Annotated in this window: 10 protein-coding genes; 5 read left to right on the top strand and 5 right to left on the bottom strand. The window is 46.1% G+C overall.

Annotation, left to right across the window (positions count from 1 at the left end; translation table 11 throughout):
• Positions 1 to 20: 20 nt before the first annotated feature.
• Genes C1N58_RS18095 through C1N58_RS18080 form a run of 4 tightly spaced genes read right to left on the bottom strand, consistent with a single transcriptional unit; the run spans position 21 to position 4,505 of the window.
• Positions 21 to 1,229, bottom strand: coding sequence for an O-antigen ligase family protein (locus C1N58_RS18095; protein ID WP_394550178.1), 1,209 nt, complete (start codon positions 1,227 to 1,229; stop codon positions 21 to 23).
• The gene (locus tag C1N58_RS18090) at positions 1,226 to 2,395 is read right to left on the bottom strand and encodes a glycosyltransferase (RefSeq protein WP_394564390.1); all 1,170 of its coding nucleotides are present in this window, start codon (positions 2,393 to 2,395) and stop codon (positions 1,226 to 1,228) included. The genes C1N58_RS18095 and C1N58_RS18090 overlap by 4 nt, the downstream gene beginning before the upstream one ends.
• 38 nt (positions 2,396 to 2,433) lie before the next feature.
• Positions 2,434 to 3,546, bottom strand: a complete 1,113-nt coding sequence (locus tag C1N58_RS18085) for a glycosyltransferase family 9 protein (protein WP_394550176.1) — start codon at positions 3,544 to 3,546, stop codon at positions 2,434 to 2,436.
• The gene (locus tag C1N58_RS18080; protein ID WP_394550761.1) at positions 3,546 to 4,505 is read right to left on the bottom strand and encodes a polysaccharide deacetylase family protein; all 960 of its coding nucleotides are present in this window, start codon (positions 4,503 to 4,505) and stop codon (positions 3,546 to 3,548) included. The genes C1N58_RS18085 and C1N58_RS18080 overlap by 1 nt, the downstream gene beginning before the upstream one ends.
• Before the next feature lie 163 nt (positions 4,506 to 4,668).
• Here C1N58_RS18080 and C1N58_RS18075 point away from each other — a divergent pair, with 163 nt between their 5' ends.
• A complete protein-coding gene (locus C1N58_RS18075) occupies positions 4,669 to 5,790 on the top strand; it encodes a glycosyltransferase (protein ID WP_394550175.1) in 1,122 nt (373 codons plus the stop codon).
• Positions 5,791 to 5,801: 11 nt separating this feature from the next.
• The gene (galE, locus tag C1N58_RS18070) at positions 5,802 to 6,818 is read left to right on the top strand and encodes a UDP-glucose 4-epimerase GalE (protein ID WP_039342475.1); all 1,017 of its coding nucleotides are present in this window, start codon (positions 5,802 to 5,804) and stop codon (positions 6,816 to 6,818) included.
• 32 nt (positions 6,819 to 6,850) lie between these two features.
• Here the strand turns inward: galE and C1N58_RS18065 are convergent, their stop codons facing one another.
• Positions 6,851 to 7,864: a glycosyltransferase family 9 protein gene (locus C1N58_RS18065; protein ID WP_394550174.1), complete on the bottom strand. Its 1,014-nt coding sequence runs from the start codon at positions 7,862 to 7,864 to the stop codon at positions 6,851 to 6,853.
• A 170-nt stretch (positions 7,865 to 8,034) separates the two neighbouring features.
• On the opposite strand from C1N58_RS18065, the gene C1N58_RS18060 reads away from it, so the two are divergent.
• The 3 genes from C1N58_RS18060 to C1N58_RS18050 all read left to right on the top strand — a co-directional run bounded on the left by C1N58_RS18060 (position 8,035) and on the right by C1N58_RS18050 (position 11,303).
• Positions 8,035 to 9,024 (top strand): glycosyltransferase, encoded by a 990-nt coding sequence (locus C1N58_RS18060; RefSeq protein WP_394564389.1) that lies wholly within the window; start codon positions 8,035 to 8,037, stop codon positions 9,022 to 9,024.
• 73 nt (positions 9,025 to 9,097) lie between these two features.
• The gene (gene rfaQ, locus C1N58_RS18055) at positions 9,098 to 10,174 is read left to right on the top strand and encodes a putative lipopolysaccharide heptosyltransferase III (protein ID WP_394550172.1); all 1,077 of its coding nucleotides are present in this window, start codon (positions 9,098 to 9,100) and stop codon (positions 10,172 to 10,174) included.
• Positions 10,167 to 11,303, top strand: a complete 1,137-nt coding sequence (locus C1N58_RS18050; RefSeq protein ID WP_394564388.1) for a glycosyltransferase family 4 protein — start codon at positions 10,167 to 10,169, stop codon at positions 11,301 to 11,303. The genes rfaQ and C1N58_RS18050 overlap by 8 nt, the downstream gene beginning before the upstream one ends.
• Positions 11,304 to 11,392: the final 89 nt, after the last annotated feature.

The following is an 11,392-nucleotide window of genomic DNA, read 5'->3' as shown; positions in this document are numbered from 1 at the left end:
CAATCTGCTCATTTTAACTCCTAAGCCTGTCTTTTTATTAGCAAATAGACAGGCACGCCCAGCATAAGCACGGTTGCGCAACGTAAATCGATAAATAGAGTATCAGTCAGGCCATAGATAGCGTTAGGCATTAAAAGCAAAATAACGCCAGCATGGCTCTCATTATTCTTAAGAAAGATAAAGGCTAATGACGAGAAGAAAAAAGCTAAAAGCAGTGCTCCCCATATGCCTCTCAAGCTGAGACTATCTATAAAATCATTATGCATATGGAAGTCTATCGCACGTAATGCTTCAGGGTTTTTATATTCATACTCATCAATATAACTTTTAATTTCAATATAACGCTGATCTGCACTTTGACCTAGCGGATTTAATTTAAAAGCATATATGCCTGCTTTCCAAAGGCTGAACCTTGCACCCAATGAGGTGTTCCCATTATTATTTTTATAGTCTTTTATTTCTCCAGATGTCGAAACGATGCGCTCAAAGGCATTATAAAAAGGTTTATAATTAACAATTGCTACCGCTGCCACTGTCACAAACATAAAAAATATTGTTTTTAAATTTATTAATTTTGCCTGAATAAGGTATAAGAAAATAATTATTGGATAGGTTAAGATTACTGAACGTGTTTCAGTAAGCAGTAAAACATAGAAACCAGAAAGGGTTATCAACGCAGTCAAAATAAAGGAAAATCTATTTCTATAAGTCGAAGCAATATAGAGAGCAGCAAATACCTGAACAGCGTAAACATAGGCTACAGTTGTTGCAACCGTTTTGATCTCAAGTCGCGCATCAGGATGTTGGTGATGGATAAGCACAGCCTGCACGGAAACATATAAAAAACCAATCAAAACCAGTAGCTTAGAAAAATTTATCTCATTTTTCGTCATACTTTGTTTCAGTTGCGTAAGATAATAAACGATGAAACTCGCCATTAATATACGCAATGCGACAAAATAATAGTTTTCATCAACCGAAAAATTGGTAGTTGAAGGAAAAAATTTAGCATGAAAAACCATGCCTGATGCAAGAAGAATACTTGACAGTGAAAAAATAAAGAACTTATCTCTTTTAAGACCCTGTCTTTTTCTAAAAAGATCAATCAATGACAATATAAATGCCAGAAAAAGCGCATTCCGACAGAGTGTTGATGCATTTAATGCAGTCGAAAATGAGACACAACTTAGTGCGAGAACAATGGCAGGCACTCTAAACTTTATTGTCATTTCGTTTTTACCTGGGTTAAAAAATCATCGACATTTTTAATCATAGCGTTTTTCGCAGGCAGGTTCGCATTTTTTTTCCTGATTCCCTGGATAAACCGTTGGTAGCTTCCATCCTGCAGGATTCTTTCAATTTCATCTGCACATTCAAGGTACGAGACAACCCTCGGTGCAGTAATTTCCTTCGTTACCGGATTATATACATACTGTCGTTCCACGTCGGCAGGATAGCCTGTCTGAACAATATAGTCTTCGATACTGAGCGTCGGATAAATCCCTATTCCTGTAACGCCATGTATATTTACTTCTGGTTGTCCATCAACAACAGAATAGATACAGGGGACATTATGTAACTGCGCATCAAGACAGGACAAGCCAAAGCTTTCTGCAACAGACAGACTCATATAAAAGTGAATGGAATTATAAAACTCGCTTAGATTTTCCTGATAGCCAAGAAAAGATACTTGTTTTTCAAGGCCTTTCTCTTTAACCAAGGCCTTTAAATGCATTTCTTCTGGCCCTTTTCCAGCAATAAAAAGATGGACCTTAATACCACGATTAACTAACTCTGCTGTCGTCAGTATTGATATAGCAATCCCTTTTACACCGGCCAGTCTGGATGCAGTCCCCAAAACTAACGCATCCTTTGACGGTGCTGCTTTGACGCCCAAATCAATTTTTACGGCAGGTAAAGTGTTAGGAATAGTTTTTACAGGTACATTTATTGCCAGCCGCTTTTGCATCATCGATTTCGATGCTTCGCTGGGCGCGATAGCTGCATCAATTAGATTGATAAACGCACGTGTACGCTGATTATGACTAAATACCCATGACGAACCATGATCATAATAAACCATCTTAACATTACGCGGCTTCCCCGGTAAGCGAGGCACCAGATCCCAGACAACCACGACATCCGCGCCCTCCCTTTCAATACGCCTTTTCAGGAAAACTGGCCTGAGGAAAGGAGGAAGTTTTGTCTTTGCAAACCGCACTATCTGGTTTACATAATGAATCTGATGACCACCCAACGCAGCCTTGATGCTGGGATCGACGTGACGGCTTATGCAAAATATTTTATTTTGACAGCTGCTTTCGCTAATAAATTGCAAAAAAACCTTTTCCGCGCCGCCCATTTTATCCAGATTAATAAGATGAATCACCTTCATAACATTATTCCCTACGGTTTACTGCGGCCAATGCTGTGTCATAAAGGCTTAAAAATATCGAAATGCTTTTCGAAGGTATTTATAACCTGCTCTACAGAAATCGCTTTCATTGCACCGTTACCTAATGTCTCGGCTTTTAAGGCAGATCTGACGCCAAGGATGGCACGATGAATGCTCAGGTCTTGATAAGGTCCACTAAATACAGGTTGCGCTGTTGCAAATAAACTGAGCGTGGGCACTTTGAGTGCGATTGCGACGTGAAAAGGCCCTGTATCTCCGGTAAGTAAAGCATCAAACTGATTAATAGTTTCAACAAGCTGTGGCAGAGATGTTTTACCAATGGTATTAATAACGCGATGGTGAAATTGTGTATTGAGCTGCGCCAGAAACTGCTGGCCCAATATGATCTCCCCCGGCCCGCCTATTAACACAATATCCAGTGCTTCATTACTGGTGAGAGCGTGTTCAGCTACTGCAGAAAAATAGTCAATAGGCCAGCAGCGTTCAGGAGAAGAAGCGCCTAGCTGGAAACCCAGTTTTTTTCTGTCAGGCCTGGTTGTACGTTCCTGCGGCGGATGAGGCAATCTCATTTCAACGGCGGAGGTATCACATCCAAGCGGTGCGATAAGCTCCAGCTTCCGCTGTATGAGATGGCCTTTATAGCCAACCGTGTAATTCGTCAACCAGCGATCGATAAGAGAAGCACCGTCCAGGTAATTATCACGAAAGATATATTTTGCACCGGCTAAAATAGCGCTCGTATAATCATATGGCGCATGTGAATGTAGAATGACAGCAAGTTCTGGACGCCCCTTTTTCTGAAGCGCTTTTACAAGAGTTGGCAACTGTTTAACTTTGCTGTTCCAGAAGACCACATCATTCCAGTCGTCTCCTTCCGCCAAAAAGTCAGCAAATTTTGGATGTGCAACAAGTGTTATCCAGGCATCAGGAAACCGCTGGCGTAAGGCATGGATCGCTGGTGTATTCAGCATGAAATCCCCCAGCGCTGTTGTAGAATAAATGACAATATGTTTGAAGTCGTTTTGCTGATTATCAGATAAAAATTCAGCTCTGGAGTCGACCATACCGTTACGTCGAGTAACTATACGTAAATAAAGATTTATTAATTCAAACTTCCAGCGCTTACGCATTATTCACCTTTAAACTTTGCATAATAATTCGCCAACGTCATACCTGTCGTCAGAGGCTGTAACCAGCTAAATAATTGTTCTAAATCTGCGTAAAGTTGTTCGATATCTTTTTCATTTTTAAATGTTGGGCTACCACCGGGCATAAACTCTGAAGAGTGAAGCATGAACTCCACATAATCTGCACCTTCGGCAACAGACTGATTGACGACTTTTTTCATCTGTTCCAGATTGCCTCCAACTGGCCTTAACCAGTTAACAGAGGGGGTTGGATGCTTACCGCGAAGCCGTTTCACGCCAAGTTTGATATGATTAATTAAAGGCGAGTATTTATACTGGATGCTCATAGGTACTTCGAGCAGCGTAGATTGGCCACGCTTTGCAATGTCATCAGTGTCGATAAAATAAGCGCGACGGGGAAAATCTGTATAGTTACTGCCGCCTTTGCCTGCAGGGTTTCCCATTGACCGCCGCCAGTCCACGCGAGGCGTCACTGAGCAATCAATCTTATAACCGTGTTCAATTAATAAACTGGCATAATATTCATTAAATGCCCACCGACCTGCGCGATGACTGAGCATCTTTGTCTGAAAGGTGTCCTCCAGAAGTTGAGTCATGTATTCAATTTTCTGTCTGATGACCGTGTGAGGGTATTCAATAAGGTAAGGTTTATGTCGCCAGTCATCGCCCGTGAGATCATACAAAGGGGGACTGTTCCACGCATGGAGATGCATCCCAACTTCACCCTGGCAACGCGCAATCACGTCCTTTGCAAATTCCACGTAGGCCGGATCAACTGCCATTTCATAATTCGTCAACCAGGTGGGTTTAAAGCCATATTTCTCGCACAACGATTGAAATCGCGGCAGGAAAACCACGTTTCTTGTAGTAATGCTGTCATGATTCTCCCAGAGATTATCGCCTTCCGTATCGATAGTGATGAGAAATGCAGGTCTTGACATAATGGCTCTAATCCCAAAAAAATGAATAACTATGTTACGCACCAGACCTCATCTGCGCAAATTCATTTAGTCATCGTGATTTATAAAAAAATCAATGATAGCAATGACATAGCTACTGGATTAAAATTTTAACGACATTTTTACGACTCGGGCAGGCATTATCATGACCAGGCATATCCTTTTTATCATTGATGGCTTACCGGGTGGTGGCGCTGAAAACGTTACCTTGACCCTGGCAGAGGGCATAGCACATCGCGGTTATCAAGTCACACTGATGTCGCTTAGTAAGAGGCTGGACTACACCATTCCTGACAATGTGGATTACCAGGTTTGTCAGGACACTGGCACAGGTCCGTTTCGCAAATTGACGGAACTCTCACGCCGGGCACGCCAACTCGACGAAAAACTTCAGCCGATCTTTGCTGAAAAAGGGTTACCGGCTTTAGTAATTTCGAGCTTGCATAAGACCGATCGTATCGTAGTTAGGTCGCGCCTTTTAAAAGAATGTAATGTCTGGCACTGTATACACGGTATTTTTTCCCGCTCATACCTTGGCAATAAAAATGGGTTTTCACGCCGTCTGAAAAAATACAAAATTCAACAGACTTATTACCAGCGCAATATTGTCACGGTTTCCGACGCGGTCGGCGAAGACATTGTCGATAATGTGGGCGTTCAGCCTGCCAAAAAGTTGACCATTTATAATCCTTTTGATTTTGATAAAATCAGGCAGCGTTCAAATGAACATAATCCCTTTGCCGATGAAAACTATATCCTGCACATAGGCCGTCTTCATCAGGTTAAGCGCCAGGATCGTCTTCTTGAAGCATTTGCCATGGCTGACATTCCCTCCAAACTCATTATCCTTGGTCAGGGAGAAAAAACGGTTACTGAACAACTTAATGCACTTATCGTCAGACTTAACCTTCAGGATAAGGTGATAATGGGTGGTTTTATCGGCAATCCCTTGCCAGTGTTAAAGGATGCGCGTTTGTTTGTGCTGAGCTCTGACAGTGAGGGCTTACCTACAGTATTAATCGAATCACTGGTTTGTGGCACACCGATAGTCAGCACCGCCTGTCCTGGTGGTGTGAAAGAAATTATGGTGGACGAACTGGCAGACTATCAGTCAACACTGGATGCGCCTTCACTGGCCACGAAGATTCGCCATGGCTGGCAGTCACCGCCTGACATTACACCTGCAATGTATGCTAAATTCGACATCAATCTCATCATAGAACGTTATCTCAGCCTGATGGCCGAAAAAGATAGCGGCTCGAAATAACAAGGAACGATATGGCTATCCTGGTTACCGGCGGCGCCGGTTATATCGGTTCACATACTGTGCTAACTCTTTTGGAGGAAGGTCACGAAGTTGTCGTCATAGACAATCTTTGTAATGCGTCTTCAGAAGCGATCAAACGCGTAGAAATGTTGAGTGGTAAATCAGTCGCTTTTTATCAGGCCGATGTTCGAGATGGTGAGCAGGTGAGGGCTATTTTTTCCCGTCATGCTATCTCTTCGGTCATTCATTTTGCTGCGTTAAAATCTGTCGGCGAATCAGTGTGCAAGCCATTAGAATACTATGACAATAATTTGAAAAGTACGATGGTCTTGCTGGCGGAAATGCGTCGGGCGGGCGTCGATAAATTACTCTTTAGCTCCTCTGCAACCGTCTATGGGCAGCCAGAATGTACGCCTCTGCGTGAAGATGCTCGGATCGGTGGGACAACTAATCCCTATGGCACCACTAAGTTAATGATTGAACAGATATTGCAGGATTATTCGCGAGCCTGTCCCGATTTTTCTGTCATCATTCTGCGTTATTTCAATCCTGTGGGGGCACATCCATCCGGGATGATTGGCGAGAATCCCAATGGTGTTCCGGCGAATCTCGTGCCTTATCTTACTCAGGTCGCCGTTGGTAAGCTGGAAAAATTGTTGATCTACGGCAGTGACTATCCCACTAAAGACGGTACGGGTATCCGGGACTACATTCACGTCATGGATGTTGCTGAGGGCCATCTCAAAGCGCTTGAAGCGATTAACCGTCATCGTGGCGTCAGAATATACAATCTCGGCACTGGTGTCGGCTATTCCGTTAAGGATATGCTGCACGCCTTTGAAAATGTTATTGGTCGACCTGTACCACACGAGATAGTACCACGACGCGACGGTGATATTGGTGAATGCTGGTCAGATCCCTCGCTGGCGAAACAACAGCTTGGCTGGCAGGCGAAGCGCAACCTTGACGATATGGTACGCGATGCATGGCGTTGGCAATTAAGTAACCCCGAAGGGTTTAAATCTTAATGTCCTTAGAACCGCTTTCCAGCACTGTTTAGTTATCTGGACTCAAGCCGCTGCCAGGCCAGCCAGGCCTGGTCAACGCTGATATCCATGCACTCGCCCGAAGTCGTCTGTAAAATTTCATATTCACCCGACCAGGGGTGCCAATGCGTCGCGTTGGTATCACCAAAAAACACGACCTGTTTTTTATGTAAAGCTGCCGCAATATGCATCTGCCCACCATCACTACACATGATCTGTTTACAGCAATGAAAGCCGGCCATAAGTTCGCGTATCGATGCAGTAGGATAAGCAGCAACGCGATCGGCGGAAAATTGAGATAAGAGAGCAGTCACACGAGCATCGTCACCTGGATCATCGGGACCCAGTGTTCCCTGCGGTGACCAGAAAAGAAGTACCTGAGCCTCTTTTCTGAGTAACAGTTTACTAATAAAGCGCGCGTAACTTTCGATTGGCCAGCGGCGCTTAGGGCTTCGACTACTGATGTGTATACCACAAAGACATGAACTATCAGGAAAGAGCGCAGAGACGCGTTGAGTGGCTATCGCTTTCTCATTTTCGGTCAGATAAACCTGGACATCCGGAACGGGCAAATGAACCGAGGTCAGCGCTGAAAGGTAACTGAAGGTGTGTTCCACCTGATGATCGCCGCGAGAGATCAACGCATTTTTAACATCATCACGCGCCAGGGTTTCTACACCAATAATGTTTTTTGCGCCCGCCAGTCTCGCCAGACGTAAGCTATACCTACAAGGCATCGGATTAGCCAGAACAACGGCATCGAAGTGCGTTCGGCGTAGCGTTATAAAAATTTTAAGCCGCTGCCAGTAAACGCTCATTGCACTTTCATGCCTGAGGCGATGCTTAGATTTTTTATAAACATGGAGCGCGTCAACATGGGGATTGTTGATTACGACATCTCTGGCAACATTGTTAACTAAAAGGGTAAGTTTTACGTCAGGGAAAGCGGTTTTGATGCCTTGCAGCAACGGAGTAGTACACACCATGTCGCCAATATTATCGCGTCTGATAACGAGAATATTCTTCATGTTTTACCTGGTTTAGAAATAATTAACAAAATTAGTATTTTTTTGGAATGCACTTGTAAAAAAATAAATTTACGCTACGCGATACTTTGACCTTTAATGTAAAAAAAGTTCTGAATGTATACGTAATAATCCATTCTTTATACTTAACCTGAACCTAACTACTTGATGCCGTGTCGATAAATCCGCCCCTACTCTCTGTTATCACGCCAATGTTTAACGCTGGCGCAATGTTTGAAACCTTTATCCAGTCACTGCTGGCACAGACGCTGACGTCTATTGAAATCATCATCGTTGATGACGGCTCCACAGACGGTTCTGGCGAGCGGGCAGATGACTGGGCAAAAAAGCATCCCTGTATCACTGTGATTCATCAATCGAATGGCGGCGTTTCGCGCGCGCGCAATGCTGGTCTGGCTATTGCTCGCGGTAAATATGTCACCTTTCCGGACGCCGATGATACGATGAAACCCGATATGTACCTGACGCTGGTAAACATGGCAGAAGCGGATAATCTTGATGCTGCACAATGCAATGCCGAATGGTTTTCTAAAGCAGATGGTTGTACTAAATCTTTGATACCGGAAAATCGTCTTACCAGTACCCCCGTGCTGAATGGGCCTGAATGGCTTAATATGGCGCTGAAAACCCGGCGCTATAAGCATGTTGTATGGATGGGTATCTACCGTCGGGCGCTCATTGAACAGGCAAAACTCTTATTCGAACCAGGCCTGCATCATCAGGACATTCCATGGACCACAGAATTTATGCTGAACGTGAAGCGCGTCCGCTATACGGACAAACCTCTTTACCGCTATTACGTTCATGACGCTTCAATCAGTAACCGCAAGCGCACCGGACAGGCCAATGTCGAGTATCAGCGCCATTACCTGAAAATTGCCAGAATGCTGGAAGAGATTAATACGCGCTACCGCGATAAAGTTAACATATACCCGACGTTCCATTATCAGGTAACGCACGAAGCCCTGAGCGTTTGTCACAGTATTCGACGTGAGCCCGATGAGGCTGCGCGTCAGGCAATGATTGCAGATGTGTTTGCCACCGGGACGCACAAACGTATGTTGCGCAATGCACGTGGTATTAAGCAGTGGTATCACCTGCTGCTGTGGCTGGGACGGATTTATTACTGGCGCAGAAAATAAGCGCCGTCACTTGCTTTAACCCCTAAAGGGTTTGCCCTACAATCAGCTCACTGAATTTTGAGAGCATTTGAGTATGACAAGCCCGATTCCAGTCCAGTTTGCACCGAAAAAAATACTGATAATCAAACTGCGTCATCATGGCGACATGCTGCTGACCACGCCTGTCATCAATGCTTTGCATCGGCATTACCCACAGGCCGTGATTGATGTTCTGCTCTATAAAGAAACCCGTCCTATGCTGGAAGCACATCCTGTCATCCGCCATCTGCATGTCATTGACCGCGGCTGGAAAAAGGAAGGTGGCTGGCGAAAATTCCGCCATGAAATGGCGCTGGTCGCTGCCGTCCGCAACTGTCAGTATGAGCTGGTAATTAACCTTGCCGATCAATGGCGCAGCGCCATTATCACCGGTTTATCTGGTGCACCAGTACGTATTGGCTTTGCCTTCACAAAACGTGACAAGGCCATCTGGCGCTGGTGCCACACGCATTTGGTTACCACTGAAAATCATGAGCAATTACATACAGTGGAACAAAATCTGTCCGCACTTTCTCCATTGACTATTCCAGCGGAAGGCATCGGTGCCTCAATGCATTTCAGCCCCGACGATGCGCAAAAAGTGCAGGACAAGCTCCTTCAGCAGCAGGTTGCCGGGGGCTATATTGTTTTACAGCCCACTTCACGCTGGCAGTTTAAATGCTGGGAAGAGGACAAGGTCGCAGCCACCATCGATCAGTTAGCCCAAGCCGATCGCAAAGTGATATTGACGGCAGGCCCCGATGCAAATGAACGGGAGATGGTCGACCGTATTCTGGCACAATGCCATTCCCCTCACGTTATCTCGCTTGCGGGTCAACTCTCTTTACCTCAGTTGGCGGCGCTTATCGCGGGCGCGCAACTCTTTATCGGTGTCGACTCCGCGCCCATGCATATGGCGGCGGCGCTGGATACACCCTGCATCGCCCTTTTCGGACCGACCAAGCTACAGCACTGGCGTCCGTGGGGAGATAACAATCGGGTGATCTGGGCGGGCGACTATGGATCTCTGCCCCATCCGGATTCTATTGATACCCGGACCGATCAGCGTTATTTATCGGCCATCCCGGTTGAGGATGTCGTGAATGCCGCAAGGAGCTATCTGAATGCGTAAGTTACGTCTGGCCATTGTCCGGCAAAAATATCGTCCTGATGGCGGCGCAGAACGGTTTATCTCACGCGCGCTGGAAGCGCTGGGAAGTGAGCAGCTGGATCTCAATATCATTACCCGCAGCTGGCAGGGCAAACCCAACCCAGACTGGCATCTGCACATCTGTAATCCAGGCAAACTGGGGCGGGTTTCACGCGAGCGAGGATTTGCACAGGCTGCGCGGGCCTGCTGGGAGCGGGAGAAGTTTGATATCGTACAAAGCCATGAGCGCATCGCAGGCTGTGATATTTTTCGGGCTGGCGATGGCGTTCATCGTATCTGGCTTGAGCAACGTGCCCGCATTGTGTCACCACTACAGCGCCTGAGTGCCAGCCTGAGTCCTTACCATCGTTACGTTTTGCGGGCGGAAGCGGAAATGTTCCAGTCTCCCTCACTGAAAGCGGTGATCTGCAATTCTGAGATGGTAAAACAAGACATTTTGCGCTGTTTTACGCTGCAGGCAGACAAAATACACGTTATCTACAATGCGATTGATGCCACGCGCTTTCAGCCTGCGACCGAGGCCACGCGCCATGCCATGCGGACCCAACTGAATCTGCCCACCAACGCGACAGTGCTGATTTACGTGGGATCGGGTTTTGAACGCAAAGGCCTGAAAGCGGCCATTGAAGCGCTGGCCAACAGTCATCGTTATCTGATTGTGGTAGGCCAGGACAAACAGGTAAAACGTTATCAGCAGCTGGCTAATCAACTGAACTGCCTTGACCGCTTGCGTTTTGTCGGCGTGCAGCAGGACGTACAGCCTTTCTATCATGCTGCCGATGGTTTGCTGCTGCCGACCTTATATGATCCCTTCCCCAACGTCGTACTGGAGGCGATGGCCTGTGGTTTACCGGTCATTACCAGCACCGGCTGTGGCGGCGCTGAATTTATTCGAGAAGGCCAGGAAGGATTTGTTCGCGATGCGCTGGATATTAAAGGCCTGAACCAGGCGATAAACGCCCTGTCCAGTCTGACCGTCGACGCGCGAATGGGAGAAGCGGCGCGGCGCAGGGTTGAGCCATACAGCCCACAGCACCTGGCGCATTCCCTTACCTCCCTCTATGAGCAGGTGCTGCGTACCCAATCATGATGTGAGATGAGTGATTATGCTGTTTCTGATAATATGCAGTAATCTGACTTTAAACTGCTTTTTTGACGCCAACGTGTCATAACGGTAAC

It is taken from the genome of Pantoea sp. SGAir0180 (assembly GCF_043546245.1).
This window is presented reverse-complemented; position numbering and strand designations above follow the sequence as displayed.

Bases quoted from the DNA above. Each gene is read 5' to 3' on its own strand.
- C1N58_RS18075 (WP_394550175.1), top strand. From the start codon at position 4,669: ATGACCAGGCATATCCTTTTTATCATTGATGGCTTACCGGGTGGTGGC.
- rfaQ (WP_394550172.1), top strand. From the start codon at position 9,098: ATGACAAGCCCGATTCCAGTCCAGTTTGCACCGAAAAAAATACTGATA.
- galE (WP_039342475.1), top strand. From the start codon at position 5,802: ATGGCTATCCTGGTTACCGGCGGCGCCGGTTATATCGGTTCACATACT.
- C1N58_RS18095 (WP_394550178.1), bottom strand. From the start codon at position 1,229: ATGACAATAAAGTTTAGAGTGCCTGCCATTGTTCTCGCACTAAGTTGT.
- C1N58_RS18090 (WP_394564390.1), bottom strand. From the start codon at position 2,395: ATGAAGGTGATTCATCTTATTAATCTGGATAAAATGGGCGGCGCGGAA.
- C1N58_RS18080 (WP_394550761.1), bottom strand. From the start codon at position 4,505: ATGTCAAGACCTGCATTTCTCATCACTATCGATACGGAAGGCGATAAT.
- C1N58_RS18085 (WP_394550176.1), bottom strand. From the start codon at position 3,546: ATGCGTAAGCGCTGGAAGTTTGAATTAATAAATCTTTATTTACGTATA.
- C1N58_RS18050 (WP_394564388.1), top strand. From the start codon at position 10,167: ATGCGTAAGTTACGTCTGGCCATTGTCCGGCAAAAATATCGTCCTGAT.
- C1N58_RS18065 (WP_394550174.1), bottom strand. From the start codon at position 7,864: ATGAAGAATATTCTCGTTATCAGACGCGATAATATTGGCGACATGGTG.